Source organism: Streptomyces sp. NPDC127106, from assembly GCF_042677605.1.
Classification (GTDB): domain Bacteria; phylum Actinomycetota; class Actinomycetes; order Streptomycetales; family Streptomycetaceae; genus Streptomyces.
In genome coordinates this window covers 120,176-141,056 of record NZ_JBHXTC010000012.1, presented here as the reverse complement: position 1 = coordinate 141,056, position 20,881 = coordinate 120,176, and the positions used below count along the sequence as shown (strand labels likewise).

The 20,881-nt window shown below is 71.5% G+C and carries 14 protein-coding genes and 3 pseudogenes; 2 read left to right on the top strand and 15 right to left on the bottom strand.

Features of this window, described 5'->3' with window-relative positions; translation table 11 throughout:
• Positions 1-221 precede the first annotated feature (221 nt).
• The 6 genes and pseudogenes from ACFVGY_RS14170 to ACFVGY_RS14145 all read right to left on the bottom strand — a co-directional run.
• Positions 222-875: pseudogene (locus tag ACFVGY_RS14170) on the bottom strand (VTT domain-containing protein); the annotation flags it as partial.
• Positions 876-1,036: 161 nt separating this feature from the next.
• Positions 1,037-1,795 carry a MerR family transcriptional regulator gene (locus ACFVGY_RS14165; RefSeq protein ID WP_385675960.1) on the bottom strand — a complete coding sequence of 253 codons (759 nt, stop codon included), beginning with the start codon at positions 1,793-1,795 and terminating at the stop codon, positions 1,037-1,039.
• Between the two features lie 86 nt (positions 1,796-1,881).
• Positions 1,882-2,436: a DinB family protein gene (locus tag ACFVGY_RS14160; RefSeq protein ID WP_385675957.1), complete on the bottom strand. Its 555-nt coding sequence runs from the start codon at positions 2,434-2,436 to the stop codon at positions 1,882-1,884.
• Between the two features lie 129 nt (positions 2,437-2,565).
• A pseudogene (mrdA, locus tag ACFVGY_RS14155) lies at positions 2,566-4,635 on the bottom strand (penicillin-binding protein 2); the annotation flags it as partial.
• Between the two features lie 77 nt (positions 4,636-4,712).
• Positions 4,713-6,170 carry an aldehyde dehydrogenase family protein gene (locus ACFVGY_RS14150; protein ID WP_385675954.1) on the bottom strand — a complete coding sequence of 486 codons (1,458 nt, stop codon included), beginning with the start codon at positions 6,168-6,170 and terminating at the stop codon, positions 4,713-4,715.
• Positions 6,171-6,257: 87 nt separating this feature from the next.
• Positions 6,258-7,091: a helix-turn-helix domain-containing protein gene (locus ACFVGY_RS14145; protein ID WP_385675973.1), complete on the bottom strand. Its 834-nt coding sequence runs from the start codon at positions 7,089-7,091 to the stop codon at positions 6,258-6,260.
• Between the two features lie 388 nt (positions 7,092-7,479).
• On the opposite strand from ACFVGY_RS14145, the gene ACFVGY_RS14140 reads away from it, so the two are divergent.
• Complete coding sequence (locus ACFVGY_RS14140) at positions 7,480-7,998, top strand: ATP-binding protein (RefSeq protein ID WP_385675951.1); 519 nt, start codon at positions 7,480-7,482, stop codon at positions 7,996-7,998.
• A 199-nt stretch (positions 7,999-8,197) separates the two neighbouring features.
• Here ACFVGY_RS14140 and ACFVGY_RS14135 read toward each other — a convergent pair whose 3' ends face one another.
• Together ACFVGY_RS14135 and ACFVGY_RS14130 are read right to left on the bottom strand one after the other, a co-directional pair.
• Positions 8,198-8,413: a DUF397 domain-containing protein gene (locus ACFVGY_RS14135; protein ID WP_360631634.1), complete on the bottom strand. Its 216-nt coding sequence runs from the start codon at positions 8,411-8,413 to the stop codon at positions 8,198-8,200.
• Between the two features lie 147 nt (positions 8,414-8,560).
• Positions 8,561-9,727 (bottom strand): DUF2786 domain-containing protein, encoded by a 1,167-nt coding sequence (locus tag ACFVGY_RS14130; RefSeq protein ID WP_385675948.1) that lies wholly within the window; start codon positions 9,725-9,727, stop codon positions 8,561-8,563.
• A gap of 328 nt (positions 9,728-10,055) precedes the next feature.
• On the opposite strand from ACFVGY_RS14130, the gene ACFVGY_RS14125 reads away from it, so the two are divergent.
• Positions 10,056-11,795, top strand: a complete 1,740-nt coding sequence (locus tag ACFVGY_RS14125; RefSeq protein WP_385675945.1) for a bifunctional 3'-5' exonuclease/DNA polymerase — start codon at positions 10,056-10,058, stop codon at positions 11,793-11,795.
• A 93-nt stretch (positions 11,796-11,888) separates the two neighbouring features.
• Here ACFVGY_RS14125 and ACFVGY_RS14120 read toward each other — a convergent pair whose 3' ends face one another.
• The 7 genes and pseudogenes from ACFVGY_RS14120 to ACFVGY_RS14090 all read right to left on the bottom strand — a co-directional run bounded on the left by ACFVGY_RS14120 (position 11,889) and on the right by ACFVGY_RS14090 (position 20,255).
• A complete protein-coding gene (locus ACFVGY_RS14120) occupies positions 11,889-13,163 on the bottom strand; it encodes a hypothetical protein (protein ID WP_385675942.1) in 1,275 nt (424 codons plus the stop codon).
• An 84-nt stretch (positions 13,164-13,247) separates the two neighbouring features.
• Positions 13,248-13,382, bottom strand: a pseudogene (locus ACFVGY_RS14115) (SigE family RNA polymerase sigma factor); the annotation flags it as partial.
• A 103-nt stretch (positions 13,383-13,485) separates the two neighbouring features.
• Positions 13,486-14,721 carry a serine hydrolase domain-containing protein gene (locus ACFVGY_RS14110; RefSeq protein WP_385675940.1) on the bottom strand — a complete coding sequence of 412 codons (1,236 nt, stop codon included), beginning with the start codon at positions 14,719-14,721 and terminating at the stop codon, positions 13,486-13,488.
• 198 nt (positions 14,722-14,919) lie between these two features.
• Positions 14,920-16,581: a flavin monoamine oxidase family protein gene (locus ACFVGY_RS14105; RefSeq protein WP_385675937.1), complete on the bottom strand. Its 1,662-nt coding sequence runs from the start codon at positions 16,579-16,581 to the stop codon at positions 14,920-14,922.
• Positions 16,582-16,856: 275 nt separating this feature from the next.
• Positions 16,857-17,555, bottom strand: a complete 699-nt coding sequence (locus tag ACFVGY_RS14100) for a hypothetical protein (RefSeq protein WP_385675935.1) — start codon at positions 17,553-17,555, stop codon at positions 16,857-16,859.
• Between the two features lie 13 nt (positions 17,556-17,568).
• Positions 17,569-18,900, bottom strand: a complete 1,332-nt coding sequence (locus tag ACFVGY_RS14095; protein ID WP_385675932.1) for a hypothetical protein — start codon at positions 18,898-18,900, stop codon at positions 17,569-17,571.
• 14 nt (positions 18,901-18,914) lie between these two features.
• Entirely contained in the window at positions 18,915-20,255 is a 1,341-nt protein-coding gene (locus tag ACFVGY_RS14090; protein ID WP_385675930.1) for a hypothetical protein, read from the bottom strand.
• Positions 20,256-20,881 lie beyond the last annotated feature (626 nt).

Here is a 20,881-nt window from a genome sequence, read left to right as displayed (position 1 = left end):
CCCCCCGCGCGGCCCCCCCCCCCCCGCCCCGGGCCTACCCGCACCCGCGCATACTCAAACCCACCCCCACACCCGCACCCGAATGCCCCCCTCTCCGGCCCTCGGGAACACGACTGCCCCCCGCTGGCCCGCCAGGGTCCACCGGGGCGCAGGAGAGTCGTCCACGGGCCGCGGAAGGGCTGCTACCGCTTGGCGTGGCGGCGGCGCTCGCCGGCCGCGGGCGCCTCCGGCGCCGGACCGCCGGCCGCCTTGGCCTCCTTGGCCTCCTTGCGGGCCTTGAGCACCTCGAAGACCACCGGGATCACCGAGACCAGCACGATCCCGACGAGGATCGCCTCGACGTTGGTCTTGATGAAGTCGATCTGGCCGAGCCAGAAGCCCGCGACCGTGATGCCGGTGCCCCACGCGATGCCGCCGATGACGTTGTACGTCAGGAAGGTGCGGTACTGCATCGAGCCGGCGCCCGCGACCATCGGCGCGAAGGTGCGGATGATCGGCACGAAGCGGGCGAGCACGATGGCCTTCGGGCCGTGCTTGTCCATGAACTCGTGCGCCTTGTCCAGGTTCTCCCGCTTGAACAGCTTGGAGTTCGGCCGGTTGAAGAGCTTCGGGCCGAAGAACTTGCCGATCATGTAGCCGACCTGGTCGCCGAGGATCGCGGCGATCGTGATCAGGGTGCACACCAGCCACAGCGGCTGCTTGATGTACTCGCCGTTGGCGACGAGCAGGCCCGCCGTGAAGAGCAGGGAGTCGCCGGGCAGGAAGGCGAACAGGCCCGATTCGGCGAAGACGATGACCAGGATGCCGATCAGCCCGAAGTGCGAGATCAGGTAGTCCGGGGACATCCACTCAGGGGCGAGCGCAAGCGTGTACACGGGTGCGGGTATCTCCAGGATCGGGTGCGTCCGCGCGGACGCGGGTGCGGCGGACTGGGGGGAGTGTCTCAATTTTCAACGGATACGGCCACCTCCGGGTTCCAGGTACCCGGAGGTGGCCGTACGTCTGAGGCCCCCGTCGATCCGTGGCTAGGCCACGGCTACGCCTTGCGGACCGCGTTGGCGAGGATGGCGTCCCGCAGGAACACCGCCAGCCCCGGCCGCACGGCGTCGTAGTAGGCCGTGAACCGCTCGTCGGAGACGTACATCTCACCGAGGCAGGTGTGCATCTCGTACGGGCAGGTGTAGTGGTTCCGCTCGATCCAGGCGCGGTGCTCCTCGGCCAGCTCCATCGCGTCCCCGGAGTCGGCGGCCGCCCCGGTGTCCAGCAGCGCGGCCAGACGCCGGTTCAGGTCCTCCCCCTCGGCCAGGATCCGCTGCCAGTCCTCCTTGGTGTAGGAGGCGGTCCGGCGCGCGGACTCCTGGTACGCGTCGGTATGGCCCCAGCGCTGCTCGGCCTCCTCGGCGTACTGGTCGGGGTCGTGGTCCCCGAAGACCTCGAACTTCTCCTCGGGCGTGAGGTTGATGCCCATCTTCTTCGCCTCCATGGCGTGCTCCACGGCCTTGGCCATCTGCTGGAGCCGGGCGATCCGGTCGGACAGGAGGGCGTGCTGCCGGCGCAGCTGCTCCCTCGGGTCCGCGTCCGGGTCGTCCAACAGGGCCGCGACCTCGTCGAGGGGGAAGCCGAGCTCCCGGTAGAACAGGATCTGCTGCAGCCGGTCCAGGTCGGCGTCGTCGTACCGCCGGTGGCCCGCGTGGCTGCGACTGCTCGGGGAGAGCAGGCCGATCTCGTCGTAGTGGTGCAGCGTGCGCACCGTGACTCCGGCGAATCCGGCGACCTGGCCCACGGAGTAGCTCATGCTTCCGCCCTTCTCTCGTACGCCCCCGACTCTCCCTCCTCACGCCGCGTGAGGTGCAAGCCCTCGGTCCCGGGCCGTGGCGGAGGCTACGCCGGCGGCCAGGTCCCGCCCTGCACCAGGGTCACCAGCTCGAAGGCGGTCTTCCCGTCCAGGGACTCCCGGATGATGTCGGCGTGGCCCGCGTGCCGGGCGTGCTCCTCGACCAGGTGGAGCAGGAGCCACCGCATCGACACGCTGGTGTCGTCGGGGAGCCACGGCATGTCGGGCAGCGGGAAGGTGTGGTCCAGGGCGGGCACCTCGCGCAGGAACTTCTCCAGCTCGGCCGAGACGCCGTCCCAGAAGGTGAGGATCTCCGGCATGGTCTCGTCGCCGACGAGCCGGAAGCTGTCGCCCCAGGTCTCCGCGTCGCGCTGGCGCTCGTTGGGCTGCTGCTGCGCCCAGCGCAGCCAGGTCAGCTCCACCTCGGCGGCGTGCTTGAGCAGCCCCGCCAGGGACAGGCCGCTCGCGCTCGGGCAGCTCGCCGCCTGCTCCTCGGTCAGACCGAACACCGCCCGGCGCAGCGCGCCGCGCTGGGCGTCGAGGTAGGACAGGAGCGCGCCGAGCTCGTCGCCGTGGGCTTCTGCGGGAACGAACGTGGGCATGGGGGACCTCCGTTTTTCCGGATGTTTTCCGGGTGTCGTGCGTGCTGCTGACAAGAAGCACGCTACGGAGGATTGAGGTCAGCTCCTGTCCTAAACCAGGGACTTGGCGGGACGGGATCAGGACGCGTCGCCGTCCGGACGGATCGCCGGGAGCTCGGTCATCGGCTTGGGCAGGAGGGCCTTGGACAGGTCCTGGCCGCCCTTCTCGTCGAGCCCGTACATCGCTTCGTAGATCTTGCGGACGGCCGGACCGGAGGCACCGGAGCCGGTGCCGCCCTGGGAGATCGTCATCACGATCGCGTAGTCCTCGGTGTACGAGGCGAACCAGGAGGTGGTCTGCTTGCCCTGGACCTCGGCGGTGCCGGTCTTGGCGTGCATCGGGATCTGCTTCTGCGGCCAGCCGCCGAACCGCCAGGCCGCGCTGCCGGAGGTGACCACCGAGGCGAGGGCCCGGTCGATGTCGTCGCGCAGTTCGGCGTCCATGGGCAGGCGGGCCTGCTGCTTCGGGGCGATCTCCTTGACCGAGGTGCCGTCGGCGCTGACGATCGCCTTGCCGATGGTGGGCTGGTGCAGGGTGCCGCCGTTGGCGATGGCCGCGTAGATCGAGGCCATCTGGACCGGGGTGACGAGGGTGTCGCCCTGGCCGATGGAGTAGTTGATGGCGTCGCCCTCGCGCAGCTGGTTGCCCTGGCGGCAGTTCTCGTAGGCGATCTTCTCGGCGAAGCTGCCGTCCTTCTTGCCGTCCCGGCACCAGGCGGCCTTGTTGGCCTCGAAGAAGTCCTTCTTCCACTGGCGGTCGGGGACCCGGCCGGCGACCTCGTTGGGCAGGTCGATGCCGGTCGGCTTGCCGAGGCCGAACTCGTGGGCCGTCTTCAGGAACCAGTCCTTGGGGTCCTTCTTCGGGTTGATCCCGCCGTCCTTCTTCCACTCCCTGTCGGCGAGGGCGTAGTAGACCGTGTCGCAGGAGACCTCCAGGGCGCGACCGAGGTTGATGTCGCCGTAGCCCTGGGACTCGAAGTTGGTGAAGGTCTGGCCGCCGACGGAGTAGGAGCTGGGGCAGGGGTAACGGCCGTCGAAGGGGTAGCCCGCGTTGACCGCGGCGGTCGAGGTGACCACCTTGAAGATCGAGCCGGGGGCGGCCTGGCCCTGGATCGCCCGGTTGAGCAGCGGGTAGTTGGAGTCCTTGGCGGTGAGGGAGGCGTAGTCCTTGGCGGAGATGCCGCCGACCCACAAGCCCGGGTCGTACGTCGGGCTGGAGGCCATCGCGACGATCCGGCCGGTCTTGGACTCCATCACGACCACGGCGCCCGAGTCGGCCTCGTAGTTGCGGTGCGTGTTCTTGTCGTAGCCCTTGCGGGCCTCGGCCATCGCGTAGGCCAGCTCGCGCTCGGCGACGGCCTGCACGCGCGAGTCGATCGAGGTGACGACGTTCGCGCCGGGCGTGGGCTTGTCGGCCTGGGCCAGCCCGATGACGCGGCCGAGGTTGTCGACCTCGTAGCGGGTGACGCCCGCCTTGCCGCGGAGCTCCTTGTCGTACGTGCGCTCCAGGCCGGAGCGGCCCACCTGGTCGGAGCGCAGGTACGGGGAGTCGGTCTTCTTCGCCTTGGCGATCTCCGCGTCGGTGACGGGCGAGAGGTAGCCCAGCACCTGGGCGGTGTTGGCCTGGTCGGGTGCGGGGTAGCGGCGCAGGGCGGTCGGCTCGGCGGTGATGCCCGGGAACCGCTCCGCGTGCTCCCTTATCTCCAGGACCTGGTCGGTGGTGGCCTCGGCGGTGATGGGGATCGGCTGGTACGGCGAACCGTTCCAGCAGGGCTTGGGGGTCTTGGCGTCGCAGAGCCGGACGCTGTTGACGACGGCCTCCGGCGGCAGGCCCAGGACGCCCGCGAGACGGGTGAGGACGTCCTTGCCCCTGTCCTTCATCTTGCTCAGCTCGGTGCGGCTGGCGGAGACCACCATGCGGGTCTCGTTGTCGGCGAGGGGGACCCCGCGGGCGTCGAGGATGGAGCCGCGCACCGCGGGCTGGACGACCTGTTGGACGTGGTTGTTCTTCGCCTCGTCCGTGTACTCCTGGCCGTTGCGGATCTGGAGGTACCACAGGCGGCCGCCGAGGGTGAGCAGCAGCGAGAAGACGACCACCTGGATGACCACCAGGCGGTTCTGGACCCGGGGTGTCCGCCCCGTCTCCGGAATGTTGCTCAACTCGAAACTCCCCCGAAGCGCTGCCCGCCGCCGACCCGGCCGAGTGCCGGTCCAGCCGAGTCTAGAGCGGGCCGCCCTCAGAGCGGGAAGGTGCTCCTGCCGTGCTGGACCGAGATCCACTTCTGGGTGGTGAAGGCCTCGACCGTTGCCTCGCCGTTGAGCCGGCCGAGCCCGGAGGCCTTCTCCCCGCCGAACGCGGCCAGCGGTTCGTCGCCGATGGTGGAGTCGTTGACGTGGATCATTCCGGTCTCGATGCGCTGGGCGAAGCGGACGCCGCGCTCGACGTCCCGGGTGTGGACGGCGCCGCTCAGCCCGTACGGGGTCGCGTTGGCCAGGGCCACGGCCTCGTCCTCGCCGTCGAAGACCATCAGCAGGGCGACGGGGCCGAAGATCTCCTGGCCCAGCAGCGGGGAGTCCTCGGGGATCCCGGTCAGCACGGTGGGTTCGACCAGGTTGCCGCGCGTAGCGCCGCGTACGAGGGCCGTGGCGCCGGATTCGACGGCGCGGTCCACGAGGGCGGTGAGCGCCTCGGCCTGGAAGGAGTTGATCAGGGGGCCGATGTGGGTGTCGGCCTCGCGGGGGTCGCCGGTCTTCAGGGACCGCACCCGGGCGGTGAACTTCTCGGTGAACTCCTCGGCGACGGAGGCGTCGACCAGGATCCGGTTGGCGGCCATGCAGACCTGGCCCTGGTAGACGAAGCGGCTGAAGACGGCCGCGTCGACGGCGTAGTCGATGTCCGCGTCGTCGAGGACGACCAGGGCGCTGTTGCCGCTCAGCTCCAGGACGGTCCGCTTGAAGTGGCGGGCGGCGACCGCGCCGACGTGCCGGCCGACGCGGTCCGAGCCGGCGAAGGAGATCACCTTGGGGACCGGGTGGGTCAGGAGGGCGTCGCCGATCTCGGCGATGTCGGTGACCAGCACGCTGAGCAGCCCGGGCGGCAGGCCCGCGTCCTCGAAGAGCTTGGCGATGACCCCGCCGCCGATCACGGGGGCGTTCTGGTTCGGCTTGACCACGACGGCGTTGCCCAGGGCGAGGGCCGGGGCGACCGACTTCAGGGTGACCAGGAAGGGGAAGTTGAAGGGGCTGATCACGGTGACGACCCCGACGGGGAGCCGTTGGACGCGGCTCTCCTTGCCCTCGACGGGCGAGATCAGGATCCGGCCCTCGGGGCGGACGGCCAGCTGCATCGCCTCGCGGACGAACTCCTTGGCGAGGTGGATCTCGTACTCGGCCTTGGAGCGGGTGCCGCCGAGCTCGTCGATCATCGCCTCGACGAGCTCCTTCTCCCGCTCCTCGGTGATCCGCAGGAGCCGTTCGAGGACGGCCCGTCTGGCGTAGGGGCTGGTGGCGGCCCAGTCTCTCTGCGCGCGCTCGGCGGCGCGGTAGGCCTGGTCCACCTGCTCGACGGTGGCCACGGTGATGGCCGCGAGCTTCTCCCCGTTGTAGGGGTTGACGTCGATGATGTCCCACGAACCGGTGCCGGCCTGCCATGTGCCGTCGATGTACTGGTGAGCCAGGTCGTCGAATATGGACATGCCATCCCTTACTGCGAGCGCGCACCCGTGCGCTGCACCGTCAGATCGATCGGTCATGCACTGATCAGACGTCATACTACGTGCGAATCAAGACAGTTGGAGTAGGCCGCGCAAGAGATCGCGGGTCTGGTCGGGGTCGGGGCAGTCCGCCTGGAGCCGGGTCATGGCCCGCTCGTACTGCCCCACCTCCTCCTCCTTGTCGAGGTAGAGCGCGCTGGTGAGCTGCTCCAGGTAGACGATGTCCTGGAGGTCGGACTCGGGGAAGCGCAGCAGGGTGAAGGCACCGCTCTCGCCGGAGTGGCCGCCGAAGGAGAACGGCATCACCTGGAGCTGCACGTTGGGCCGCTGGGAGACCTCGATGAGGTGCTCCAGCTGGCCGCGCATGACCTCGCGGCCCCCGTAGGGGCGGCGCAGGGCGGCCTCGTCGAGGACGGCGTGGAAGACCGGGGCGCTCTCCGATACGAGCACCTTCTGGCGCTCCAGGCGCAGCGCGACGCGGCGGTCGATCTCGGCCTGGGAGGCGCCGGGCATGCCGCGGCTGACGACGGCCTGGGCGTACGCCTCGGTCTGCAACAGGCCGTGGACGAACTGGACTTCGTAGATCCTGATGAGTGACGCCGCGCCCTCCAGGCCGATGTAGGTCTGGAACCAGCCGGGCAGCACGTCGCCGTAACTGTGCCACCAGCCCGCCGCGTTGGCCTCCCGGACCAGGCCGAGGAGCGACTCGCGCTCCGCGCCGTCCGTGACCCCGTAGAGCGTGAGGAGGTCTTCGACGTCTCGTGCCTTGAAACTCACCCTTCCCAACTCCAAGCGGCTGATCTTCGATTCGGATGCGCGGATCGAGTAGCCGGCCGCCTCACGGGTGATGCCCCGGGATTCTCGGAGTCGCCTGAGCTGTGAGCCCAGGAGGATGCGGCGCACCACGGAACCGCCTGCTTCTGCGGTCACTGTCCTGCCCTCCCCATCGCCATGGATACGCGTGGTCTGCGCGTGTGCTGCGTCGCTGGGCCCCCGAACCCCAGGCCACGCAGTCTGCCACCAAAACGCATCGGCCCGTACTCGTTCTGTAACGGAATCCGTGCCGCCGTAAAAGAAGTCCTTAAGTGTGCGTAGGAAGAAATGAGCAAGAACCATCACGGGAGGGGACAGGTCCGGCGCGTGCACGTGCATCTGCCCTTGCATCCAGCTTCTGCATTCGGAACGATGGTGCCGCGCACCTGCGTGCTCTTCGCGCCGGCGCCGGACCCACCCCGCAGTTCTTTCTGGACGCAAGCCGCCGCCACGTCCGCGAATCCCGGGAGTGCCTCGCATGGGGACGAATGGATCGACCATGCTCGAGCCGTTACGGCAGGGGCTGCCCCCGGTCGACCCCACGGCTGTGTCCGGGTCCGCCTCCTGCTCCTTGCCCGCCCGCTTCGAAGCGGTCCGCGGAGCCCGTTCGTTCACCCGGTCGACCCTGTCCCAGTGGGGCCTCGACGACCGCTTCGACGACGTGGCCCTGGTCGTCTCCGAACTGGTCACCAACGCGCTGCGCCACGCCCTACCTGGGGATCCGCGGCCGGCGGCGGCCGGCGGCGGCGAGCCCGAGGCGGCCGTGCGGCTGCACCTGATGCGGTGGAGCTCGCGGCTGGTGTGCGCGGTGCGCGACCCCAGCGAGGACCGGCCGGGCGGATCGTTCGAACCGGAGCGCACTCGGGAGAACTGCGACCTGGAGTCCGGGCGCGGGCTGTTCCTGGTGGACGCCTACAGCGACAGCTGGGGTTGGCACCCGCTCGCGGGGCGGCTGACCGGCAAGGTCGTATGGGCGCTGTTCATGCTCCCCGAGTAGCGGCCCGCACCAGGCGCATCAGGCACTTCAGGCGCACCACCAGGCGCCGGCGGGCGGCGGGCGGCGGGCGGCGGCAGGAAGCGGGAACGCGACATCCGGCCGGAACTGATCATGGCGATCGGTTCCGGCCGGTGCACGTGCATGGCTTGATCGGTGGCACGGTTCCTGAGTGGTGCGGGTCCGCACCCGAGTCCAACGCTCAGCTGATCAAGTGGTCGAACTCGCCGTCCTTGACGCCCAACAGCAGCGCCTCGATCTCGGCCGGCGTGTAGACGAGTGCCGGTCCGTCAGGGAAGCGGGAGTTGCGCACGGCGACAGCACCACCCGGCAGCTTGGCGAACTCCACACAGGACCCTTGCGAGTTGCTGTGTCTGCTCTTCTGCCAGGTCACGCCGTCGAGTTCTGCAGCTGCCATCCCGTTGTACGCGTGGTCCACAGGAAGCCCCCGATAGTGCAGATGTCAACTCCACGGGATCATAGCTGTGTTCATGGGTAGCTGCATGGGCAGATGCACGTGCACGCGGAGGGTGCTCCCTTGATCACGTTCTGGGGCGGACCGCGGCTAACGCGGAAGCGGCCGGTCCCGCCGCATGTGCGCGCGGTCGGCGGCGGCCGTGCCGTCGTTCCAGCCCGCGAGGTCCGTGGCCCCGCGCAGCCTGGTGGTCGTCGTGCGGGGGAACATCTCGTCCGCCCGGGTGGTGACGGCGACGTCGCGGGCCACCAGGGCGGGCAGGTTGTCCGGGGCCTCGGTCGCGGCGTGCTCGGCGGTCTCGGCGAGGCGGCGGCCGAGGCGGCTGGCGTAGGCGAGCAGGAACGACTGCCGGAAGGTCTTGGTCCGCTTGCGCCCGCCGGCCCGCTGCTCGGCCTCGGCCCGGGTCATGGCGGCCGTGCCCTGCACGAGCAGCGAGGTGTAGAGCAGCTCCACCGCCTCCAGGTCGCTCTCGAAACCGACCACCGTGGAGAACTCCAGGGCGCTGTTCCACACCGCCCGGCACCGGTTGGCGGTGGCCACCGCGTCCAGCAGCACCGCCTTGGCCTCCTCGTACGGAGGCTCCACCCCGATCCGGCAGGCCGCCGGCACCTGGGCGGGCCCCTGGCCCCCCGCCGCGAGCAGCGCCTCGTCGACGGTGTGCCGCGCCATCAGCTCCTGGGCCTTGGCGCTGAGAGCCTCCGCCTCCTCCGGGTACGTGGTCGCCTCGGCCTTGGCGAGCAGGGCGCGGATGCGGCCGAGCATGCGCGGCTCGATGTGCGCGTGCTCCAGGGCGTCGGCGGCCGCGTCGCCGGGAAGCGGGCCCACCGGCTCGATGGACGGCAGCCGGATCAGCAGCCGGAACACCTCGAGGAACACCGTGGCCAGGGTGAACCGGTCCGCCTTCTCCCGCTGGGCGAGCCGCTCCGCGTACCGCGTGTCGTCCATCCACCACGCCTCGGCGTCGGTCCACCGCTCGGGCAGCCGGGCGTAGCGCCGCGCCTCCCCGGCGATCAGGTCGCCGGTGATCCGCAGATGCCGCTCGTCGAGGTCCCGGCGCACCAGCCGCAGCACGTCCGCCGGCTGCCAGCCGCGCTCCCAGGCCTGCCGTACGTACGCCTCCCCGCGCGCCAGCAGCTCCCGCCCGGCCTCGGCCCAGCGGCCGGCATCGGCGGCGAGCAGCGAGGCCCCGGTATCCAGCCCGGCATCGTCCTGCCCGTAGAGCGCGGCCTCACAGGCCCGATCAACAACGTCCCTCACCCCCTCAGCCTCCCACGCCCCCGCACACCCAAGGCGCCCCACCCATCCCCGAAGCCGGACCCCGACCCGCCCAGCCCGTCCGGTGCCCGAGCCAAACCCAGCCCGGCCGGCATCCGAAGCGCCGGGCCGGCCACATCCAGCCCCGCCGGCGCTTGAGGCGCCGGGTCCGGGGCAGCCCCCCGAAAAGCCCGGCCCCGGCCGGCATCCGAGGCCCGCACGGGGTTCCCGGGCGGAGTCCGGGCGGAGTCCGGGCCGACGCCGGGGGTGCCGCGGCGAAGCCCGGAGCGGCGGCTCGGCGCTGTCAGACCCCGGTGGGAGACTCGGACGCATGAGCGACCGCCCCCCACGGTGGGCCCTGGCCGAAGACGCCGAGGGCCGGTGGCACGCCGCACCCCTCACCTTCGCGGCCACCCCCACCCCCGCGGCCGGGTCCGGGAGGATCACCGTCGCCGACCCCGCCGAGGCCGTCCGGGCCGCCCCCGCGGCCACCCGCTGGATCTGGCGGTCCACCTCCGCCGTCTACCCCCACCTGCTCGCCGCCGGCATCCGCGTCGACCGCTGCTACGACGTCGAGGACGCCGAGCTGCTGCTCCTCGGCCACGAGGGCCGCTCCGGCGAGCCCCGTTCTGCGGCCGCCGCCTGGGCCCGGCTCACGGGTGCCCCGGTGCCGCCCGACCCCCCGGCGCGGGCCGCCGCGCCCGGCGCGCAGGACTCCCTGTTCGAGCCGCGCCCCGCTCCGCTGCCCCTCGACGCGCTGATCGCCGTCTACGAGGACCAGGAGCGGCGGCACGCGGCCACCGCTCATCCCGACCGCATGCGGCTGCTGACGGCCGCGGAGTCGGCGGCGTTCCTGATCGCCGCCGAGATGCACCGCGCCGGGATGCCCTGGCGGGCCGACATCCACCGCGCCGTGCTCACCGAGCTCCTCGGCGAGCGCTACGCGGGCGGCGGCGAGCCCCGCCGCCTCGCCGAGCTGGCCGACGAGGTCTCCGCCGCGTTCGGCCGCCGGGTGCGGCCGGAGCTGCCCGCCGACGTGGTGAAGGCCTTCGCCGCGGCGGGGATCCGGCTCACGTCCACCCGCCGCTGGGAGATCGAGGGCCTCGACCATCCCGCGGTGGCCCCCCTCCTCGCGTACAAGAAGCTGTACCGGATCTACACCGCGAACGGCTGGGGCTGGCTCCAGGACTGGGTCCGCGACGGCCGCTTCCGCCCCGAGTTCGTCCCCGCCGGCACCCTGACCGGCCGCTGGGTCACCAACGGCGGCGGCGCCCTGCAGATCCCCAAGGTGATCCGCCGGGCCGTCGTCGCCGACCCGGGCTGGCGGCTGGTCGTCGCCGACGCCGACCAGATGGAGCCGCGCGTCCTGGCCGCGATCTCCCGTGACCCGGCGTTCATGGAGGTGGCGGGCCGCCGGGAGGACCTGTACACGGCCATTTCCCGGCAGGGTTTCTCCGGCGACCGCGACCAGGCCAAGCTGGCCGTCCTCGGCGCCGTGTACGGCCAGACCTCCGGCGACGGCCTGAAGAACCTGGCCGCGCTGCGCCGCCGCTTCCCGCAGGCCGTGGCGTACGTGGACGACGCGGCGAAGGCGGGCGAGGAGGGCCGCCTCGTCCGGACCTGGCTGGGCCGCACCTGCCCGCCCCCGGCGCGCCGCGGGGACGCCGGGGACGCCGACGACGGCGAGGCGGGCTACGCCGACGAGCCCGGGGAGGCGGGCCTCCCGCAGAGCCGCCGGGAAGACGCCTGGATCCCGGGGTACGCCTCCACCGACTCCCGGGCCCGCGGCCGCTTCACCCGGAACTTCGTCGTCCAGGGCAGCGCCGCCGACTGGGCGCTGCTGCTCCTGGCGGCGCTGCGGCAGGCCATCGCCGCCGCCGGGATGCGGGCCGAACTGGTGTTCTTCCAGCACGACGAGGTGATAGTGCACTGCCCGGCCGAGGAGGCGGAGGCCGTCGCAGAGGCGATCCGCGCCGCCGGGGACCGGGCCGGGCGGATCGCGTTCGGCGACACTCCGGTCCGGTTCCCGTTCACGACGGCGATCGTGGAGTGCTATGCCGACGCCAAATGAGCCCGGCCGGCAGCCCGGGCGGCCGGCTCGTCTTCGGCCACCGCTTCAGCCTCCGCTTCGGCCTCCGCTTCGGGCTCGTGGGGGAGCTCCGCCTCAGCCGGTCCACTGGGGGTCGAGCGCGACCTGTCGGAGCTGCTCGATCGTCAGGAGCGGCTCGGCCCGGCTCGCCGCCTTGTTCTGGTCTGCGGTGTTGAACGCGGAGATCACCACCCGCCGGCCGTCCGGGCGCAGCGTGTCCACCGTCCACATGACGACGCCCGCGCCCCCCTTCTCCCCGTTCTTCTTCTCCGCGAGGACCTTGGTGCCGTCCGCCAGCACGGTGGTCCGCGGGTTGGTGAAGTACCCCGCCAGGAGCTCGCCCATCTGCTTCTGCACGTTGACCTGGACGAGCGAGCCGCCCCGGCCGTCGTCGAGCACGACGTAGGCGTGGTCGGCGGTGCCCCCCTTCCCGATGACGGTGGCGCCGTCCGTGGGCAGCAGCGCCGGGAGTACCGCCGCGGCGTCCGGCCCGCCGGCCGGGACGAGGGGCTGCTGCGCGTCCGGCGCCGCGGCCGGCAGGCCGTTCAGGGCCGCATGCCACAGCGGCGAGGTCGCCACCGCCGCCAACCGGGCCCTGTCCAGGGGCGGCTGGGGCCGCGATACGGGCGCGCCCTTCTCGGCCGGAGCGTTCCACTCCTGTACGTCCACCCGGAAGCCCTGGGCGGTGACCAGCACGGCCTGCCACCGCTTGGTCGGCTCGCGCCGGTCGGGGTACTCGTACCCCTGGTAGATCATGAGCCGGGAGCCGTCCGGGCGAGTGGTGGACTCGCACGCGTCGTAGGCCGCGCGGAACTTCTCCGGGCAGGTGACGGCCGCGGCGGCCTTCGCCCCCGTGGGGTGGACCCGCGAGAGGCTCACGGCGACGGCCGCTCCGCCCTTGCCGTCGTCGTACACCCCGGACACCATCGGGCCCTCCGGGTCGCCGGTACCGCGCGCCTCGGTGTCGGTCAGGGTTCCGCCGAGGAGCAGCTGCCTGAGTGCGCCGACCAGCTGGTCTGCGGAGACGGCCCCGGTGCCGGTCCGACGCGGTGGTCCGGATCCCGTTCCGCTTCCGCTTCCGCCGTCCGGCCCGGTCGGCGGCGCGGGCTCCGCGGCGGCGTGCACCGGCCCGCCTTCCGTGCCGCTGCTGCCGAACAGGCCGCCGGCGTAGGCCCCGCCCGCCCCGATCACGGCCAGGGCCAGCACCGACCCGCCGACCACGGCCGCGCGCCGCCGGACCACCGGGCGCCGCCCGCGCTGCTCGCCGGGCGCCGCAAGGGCTTGCGGGTCGGCGGTGAACCCGTCCCCGGCGGGCCGCAGGGCGTCGCCGGGCTCATCTTCGAAAGGCATACGGCACCAGACCTTCCACCGCGTAGTGAGGGCAAGCGAATACGAGAAGGGGCAGAGGGAGCGACAGGCGCCGGGCGGCGCAGCTCACCGCCCCGCGAACTCTGCCAGCGAGCCGCCGAGTTGCTCCCGCAGCCGGGCCAGGGCCCGCGTGGTGCGGGTGCGTACGGCCGCGGAGCCGGAGTTCACGGCGTCGGCGGTCTCCTCGACGCTGCGATCCTCCCGGCCTGCCGCGAACGCGCGGAACCCGTCCCTGCGCCCCTGCCGCATCCGCTCCCCCTCGTGTCCGTCTCACTCCCCTGACGCGAGGGGGCTGCAGAAGGTTTCACCTCGGCGGGGGCGTCCCTGCGCCTCCCTGCGCCGGCAGGTCGAAGACGTGCTCGGGGGTCACGATCTCGGTGATGGCCCTGCCGAAGAGGGTGCTGGGCTCCTCGCCCTCGGCCGTGACGTCGGTGTTGAGCAGCACGACCAAGGTGGCCTGGGCCTCCGGCAGGAAGACGGTCAGCGATTCGTAGCCGGGCAGCGAGCCGTTGTGGCCGATCCAGCCCTGCACGTTGAAGATGCCCAGCCCGTAGCCGGTGCCGGGCAGCGCGTCGACGACCTTGAGCCGCTCGGCCTGCGTCCCGGGCTCCAGTAGCGTGCCGGTGGCCAGGATGCGGGCCCACTTGCGCAGGTCGGCGAGGTCGGAGACCATCGCGCCGGCCGCCCAGGCCCAGGACGGGTTCCAGTTCGTGGCGTTCTGTATCTGCCCGTCGGCGGTCTGCTCGGTGTACCCCTGCGCGTGCGGCGTCGGGAACTCGGCGCCGACGGGGAAGACGGTGTGCGGCAGCCCGGCCGGAGTGGTCACGTACTTGTCGATGTAGTCGTCGAGCTTCATCCCGCTGACCTTCTCGATGACCAGGCCCAGCAGGATCAGGTTGGTGTTGCTGTAGTAGAACTTGGCGTTCGGCGCGAACATCACCGGGTGCTTGAAGGAGTACGCGAGCAGCTCCTGCGGGGTGAACGGCTTGCGCGGGTTGCTCGTCAGCGCCTTGAAGAAGTCCGGGTCCTCGGAGTAGTTGTACAGACCGCTGCGCATCCCGGCCAGCTCGCGCAGGGTGATCTCGTCGCCGTTCGGCACCCCGTCGACGTACTGCCCGATCGGGTCGTCGAGGCCGACCTTGCCCTGGTCGACCAGCTCCAGCAGGGCGGTGACGGTGAAGGTCTTGGTCTCGCTGCCGATCCGCATGTACAGGTTGGTGGTCATGGGCTGGCCGGTCGACGTGTCGGCGACGCCGAAGGTGCGGATGTACTCGCCCTTCCCGGGCGCGGACAGGGCCACCATGACGCCGGGCACCTTGGCCTCGGCCAACACCTTCCGCACGGCCCGGTCCAGTTGCCGGGCCACGGCCGGGGTGAGCTGCGGGAACTCCCCTTGCCGTGCCGGTGTCGAGACCGCCCCGGTGGGTGCCGTCCGCGGGTCCGTGTCCTGTGCGTGGCCGGTCCCCGTTCCCAGGGGCGCCGCCAGCAGCCCCACCGCGGCCGCCCCCGCCACCGCCGCCCTGCGCAACCGTGTCGTCATGCCGGCCTCCTGCCACGCGACGTCCAGGTCCAGTCCAGGTCCAGCCATTCCAAGCTAGCCCGCACCCCGGACGGCGGCGACCGCTACCCGGACGGCCCTGCCGTGCCCCCGGTGAATGCACGGCTCACCACGGGAAAGGGCCCCGGGGGCGGCGTCCTGGCGGACGGCGTCCCGGGGCCCTTCCGGAAGGGGAGCGGGTCAGCTCATGCCCTGCGTCAGGGCGTCCGAGTCCGGAACGGTGACCACCTCGGGCACCGTGCGCGGGATGATGCCGAGGATCTGCCAGGCGACGTACTCGGCCGACATCATGGCGCCCTCCTGCCAGCCGGGCAGCGGGGAGATCTGGTCGCCGGTGACGTAGAAGACGTCACCGCCCTCCGGCTGGAGCAGTTGCCGGTACGCCTCGTGGTGGCCGTCCTCGCCCGGCTTCCAGTACGCCCAGCCGCCGAGCTGGTGGGGCACCTTGTGCCAGGCGATGGTGACGCCCTTGTCCTGGGGGACGAGCTCGTCCTCCTCGAACTCGGGGTGCAGTTCGATCGCGCCCTGGCGGGCCAGGTCCAGGCGTTCCTGGGTCGGCAGGCTGCCGAGGTGTTCGGCGTTGGCCTTGAAGTTGTAGGCGCCGGTGAGGGTTCCCTTGTCGGAGAAGTAGTCGTTGGACGGGTACCAGATCTGCGTGATGTTGTGGGAGGTCCAGCTGATCCCGCCGTAGATGCCCCCGACGGTGCCCGCACCGTCGAAGTCGCCCTCCCAGAAACGCCGGTTGGCCTGCCAGCCCACCTTGCAGGTCTTCTCGAACTCCACGACGTCGATCGCGCTCTCGAACGCCTCGGAGAAGCCGGTCCGCCCGACGCCCTTGAGGACCGGAACGGGGATGTTGCTGACGCAGTAGCGGGCGCCGGCCTCGATCTCCCGGCCGTCGTGCACGTACGACACCACGGCGCCCGGCCCGTCCCGACCGATGTCGATCGCCGTGACCTCGGCCCCGAGCACGATCTCCGCGCCGGCGAGCCTGGCCTGCTGCGCCAGCGCGTCGACGATCTTGTCCATGCCGCCGACCGGCTGGAACATCGTCGCCTGCCACAGGTAGTCGAGCGGCTGGTAGAAGCTGGTCCGCCAGAAGCCCGACTCCACCAGCTCCTCCCAGGTCAGCGGCTGCGCGGGGACGGGGAACGGCTCCTCGATCACCGGGTCGTAGAGGTACCCGGAACGCCTGGCCTGCGAGTACTTGCCGTCGATGTCGAGCGCGCCGAAGATGCGCAGCAGGTCCCGCGCTTCCCCGGTGAACGTGTCGTGCGTGACCAGGGTTTCGGCGAGCTTCGCCGCGATGTGGCCGCGGGTGTCGTTGGCCACGCGGCGGTTGGGCAGCGCCTTCGCCGCGTTCGGCGGTCGGACCAGGTTGGCCGTGGTCTCCATGACGTACGGCTCCAGCGCCACCTTGAAGTCCCGGCAGTACTTGAGCACCCGGCGGTGGTGGTACGGAATGCGCCCCGGTCCCAGGTTCAGGTACATCCCGTCGTCGAACCGACAGGTGTGGGTGTGCACCGCCCGCCCGGTGTGCTCATCGATCTCGTAGAGCTTGTCGCCCCGGCGCGCCGTGCGGTTCCGGCCGCCGACGCGCTGCTGGGCCTCCAGGACGGTGCAGTCGAAGCCGAGCATGCTCAGCTCGTACGCCGCGGTGAGCCCGGCGACTCCGGCGCCGAGGATCAGCACCTTCTCGCCCCACCTGACGGGTGTGGGAAGGCTCCGCGGGCCGGTCCACCCGGTTGCGGCCGGCCCCGCGGCGCCGATCATGGCCTGGTACAGCGCCTGCGCGGCCTTCGGCGCTTCCGCCAGCGCAGCCGGATCGTGGGCAGGGGTCATCTCGGTGGGTCCCTCTCCTCATGACGTGCAAGACGACGACGGACGACGGACGACGCACCGACCACTCACGCCACAGCGCAACGCGGCCCCCAGGCCTTGCAGCCGGCATATTCCACAGCCCGTCAGCGCCGATGCTTCAGCATCCGCAGCAGCCGACTCAACGCCCCGCGCAACACTTCACCCACCCGGCCCAGCACCCCTCGCCAGCCCTCTGACCAGCCCTTTCCCTCACCCGCACCCCACCCGACCCAAAGGCCCCACCGCACGGACGTCGTTCACGTCAGCAGCATCGTTCCCGGCTGTTCCCCCCAGTCGAGACCGAATCGGTGGGGAACGCCGAGGCTGCGCAGCTTCGCCTCCCGCTGGACCATGAAACGCCGCACGTCCTCGGCCAGGGCGTCACGCAGTCCGGTCCACGCCTCGGGGCGGCCGGCGGGAACCACGGGGACATCGCGCCGCTGCTCGGCCCCGGCGGCCCCTCCCGGCACGTGCGCCCATCGTCCGTCCGGCCCGCACCCGATCCGCCGGGAGCTCCTGATCGCATTCTTCAGAGAGGCCACGTTGTAGCGGTATCCGAGCTGCTTCAGGCTGTAGTCCAGCGCGTCCACCGTCATGGGCTCCCCCGCCGCGACCAGAACCATCCGGCTCACTCCCTCCAGGTTCCGCGGGCCGGGCAAGGGGCCGTGCCGGTACAGGCCGTACGTACCCTGTCCGGCCCAGCAGAAGCGCGGGTCGGGTGAGAGCACCGCGTTGGCGCTGGGAACGGCGATCCCGCAGCCGTAGTCGCGCTGGGCGAGGCGGGCGAAGTCTCGGACGTGGAGGGGCGAGCGGACCGAGCAGGCGATCGCGTACATGATCTCCGGGCGGCTCGGCCAGCGCGGGCCCCGGCACCCGCAGCGGTTGCTCTCGCAGGGCGAGAGGCGGGCCCCGCACAGCGGGCAGGCGTCCACCGTCACGTCGGCCCTCCGCAGCACGGCGATAACCGGATCATCCCGCGCTCCAGTCGAGGGTCATGGACACCGGTCCCGTCACGACCGGGCCGATGTCCTCGTCCGTGTCCGGCCCCACCGCGTCCAGGTAGCGCGTGACGTCCTGCTCGTCGATGGTCACCAGGTTGTCCCCGGAGGCGGCCTCGATGAGACCGTGCGCCTTGCGCAGCACGTCACGCGGCTTGCGGTTCGACCGGCTGAACAGGGCCGACACCGCTTCCATCGTGAACGGGTACACGTCGCTGCGCGGCCGGTCCTCCCTCTTGCGGGCGGAGGCGAGGTACTTCGAGAGGAGCTTGACGGCCGAGTCGAGGTCGCGCAGCGCCGGCAGCACCACGATCCGGTGCTTGTTCGCCTCCGAGATCTCGAACGTCGGCAGGTCCGCCAGTTCCCAAGCCGTACCGATGGTGAGCGCCGCACGCGGGTGCATGGTGACGACGATGCTGAGCATGTCGGCCATCGGCAGCGTTTCGAGGATGATGTCGCGGAACCGTTCGGTTTCGAGATCCCGCTTGGCCTTCGCCGTGGTGGTGCTCGCCAGGTCCTCCAGCTGGTCGCAGCAGAGCAGGACGTGCTTCATCCCCGCGGCGGCCGCGAAGAGGAGGAACGTGGCGAGGTACACGGCGCCGTTCCGGGTCCGTGAAGCGGGCTTGACCTTGTCCAGGCAGTCCTGCGCCACGGTCGGGTCGGCGTCGCACAGGGCCAGGACGAGCTTGTCGTCGGGCGGCCCCAGGGTGCGGCCCCGCAGATCCCGGTGGTGCTCGACCACGATCTTGGCGAGGCTCTGCGGATCGTCGGTCGCGGTCCGTGCGACCAGCGCCTCGCGCAGGCGCTGGACGAGCGTGAGGCCCGTGTCGTCGGCGCGGAAGTCCGTCGCGTACTCGACGGCGGTGAAGAGGGCGGCGTTCAGGGACCTGATCTGAGCGGTGTCGAAGCTCGTCAGCAGCCCGCAGATCGGCTCCTCGACGGCGTCCTCCTCATCGAGCCCGCAGCTCAGGTACGCGGCGCGGCCGAAGTCCTCGTTGAGACTGCCCGTCAGGTGCTGCATGAGCACGGACTTTCCGAAGCCGCGGGCATCGGAGTCCCCCGGCCCGGTTCCGGTCGACCAGAGGTAGCCGAACCGGAGACCGGAGAAGGCCGCCCCGAGCACGAACTTCTCGACCGCCTCTTCGAGCTTGTCCCCGTTGACGTCGGGCTCGTAGAGCAGTCCGTTCTCGCGCAGGTCGGCGCCGCCCAGGCGGGCGATGCCCGTGGTCGGGAAGGGGTTGTAGCGCAGCCCCCACTGCTTCTTCAGCCAGACGGGGCCCGCAGTGCGGGAGGAGCCGGTCATCGGGTCAGTTCTCCTCAACGGTGGTCGGAGGGTGGGGGTGGGGGTGGGGGTGGGGTGGGGTTTCCGGGGCGACGCTGATCACGTTGAACACGCGGCGCAGACCGCTCGCGCTGGGAATGATCAGCGGTTTGGTGGGGGGGGGGGGGGGCGCCCCCCGCCCCGCGGGGGGGGGGGGGGGGGGTCGGCCTGCGCGGGGGGGGGGGGCGGCGGGGCGGGCGCGCGCGCGCGGGGGCCCCCCCCCCCCCCCACGCCTGGTCAAGGTGGATGCGCAGACCGAGTCCGGGGTGCTCGCCCGCGAGGGCTTCGCGGAGCGCCAGGTCGAACTCGTCGTCACTGATCCGCTGCTTCCAGCAGACGGCCGCGCGCAGCTGCCAGACCGGCAGGTACATGCCGCCGGCCGCGTCGGAACGCTGCTCACGCCAGACCGCCCAGAGGGTGTCCAGAGCTGCCCGGCGCACCTCCCTGCCGACCCGTCGTCTGATCTCGACCGAAGCACCGGTCCCGGTGACCAGGGCGGTGGACCAGAGCCGCATCGCCGACGGGCCGGGAGCGTAGTAGCTGAAATTGGCCAGCCCGAGGAACCGCGTCCACCGGCGCAGCAGCTCGAGGCTGATGTAGTCCAGCGGGCAGCCGGCCGCGGTGAACACCAGCCGGGCCATGGCCTCCTCACAGGTGGCGGCGAACTGCTTCCGGCTGAGCTCCTTCTCCCGCGCACGTGCACGTTCCTCGATGCGCCGGACGTAGCCGCGGACGCCCTCGCTGATGGCCTGGGGCGAGGCCACCCAGCCGAGCGTGCCCTGAGCAACCGCCTCGGACGCGAACCGTACGAAGTCGTCGAGATACGTCGCGTTCGACCGGTACTCCGAGGCACTGAACCTCAGGAGCGGAATCGTCAGGTGCGCGACCCCGCTCTCCGGCCGAGCCCCCAGCAGCCGCAGGAAGCCCTCGAACTGCGGATGCGTGGAGAGCAGCACACCGGTGAGCGCGTTGTACGCGGCACGACGGTCGTCGGCGACCAGCGCCGCCCACCTCCCACCCGCCGGCGTGAGCGAGAACACCGAATCGGCGTGCACGTAGGCGGAATTGGGGCCGGAGGGAAGGATGTGCCTCTCGACCCATCCGAGCCGCATGAGCTCCTTGAGGACGTCGACGGTGTTGTGGACGTACTTCTTGGTGTCCGACCGGGTCATCTCCCACTTGCGGGCGGAGTACGAGCCGTCGGTGTCCCCCTCCCGCGCCACGCCGGCAGCTCGATCGACGAGGGCGCGGCGCACTTGTTCGAACGTCGCCCCCTGCGCTACCTGCAGGAGAGCGACCTCCACGTAGGCGAGGTCCTGCAGCCGCGGAATCCCCACTCCCCCGACACTCACCCTCGCGCTCCGCGGAACCGGTCGTCCGGAACCCGGCAGACCGGCACGCACGCCCGCGGGGCCGATCTCCGCGTGGGCAGACAGCGTGCAAGGCTCATCGATCCTCCAATGGTGGGAGCGCCGCTCCGGAGAATCCCACTGTCACCGCAACCACCGTGCGCCACAAGACAGTTACCGATGCCGGCGCCCTCATGGGGCATGAGAGCCGAAACATTCTCATAAGAAGCCCGACCGGGGCCATGGGAGACGACCAGCGACGACCTCACGCGGCGGGGTACAGGCACGGCGGTGCGCCTACGGGCTGACCGCCGGGTCGACACCGCTCGTCGCAGCGTTCACGGACGGCGCCTCGACCGCGGCGCGACCGGGCGGCGCCCGGGGCAGGGACGCCAAGAACGCACGGCCCCGCATGACAGACCGGGCACGCAACGGGCACGCAGGACGGGCCGCGACGACCAACGCACCGCGCCCCGATCGTCCCGGACAACAGAAAAGGGGCGGGGGCGCCACCGCCGTCGGGGGCGCCCCCCGGGCCCCCCCGCGGGGTGGGGACCCCGACCCGACCCGCACAAGCGGGGGGGGTTATAGAAATTCGCGCCCACCCGCCCACC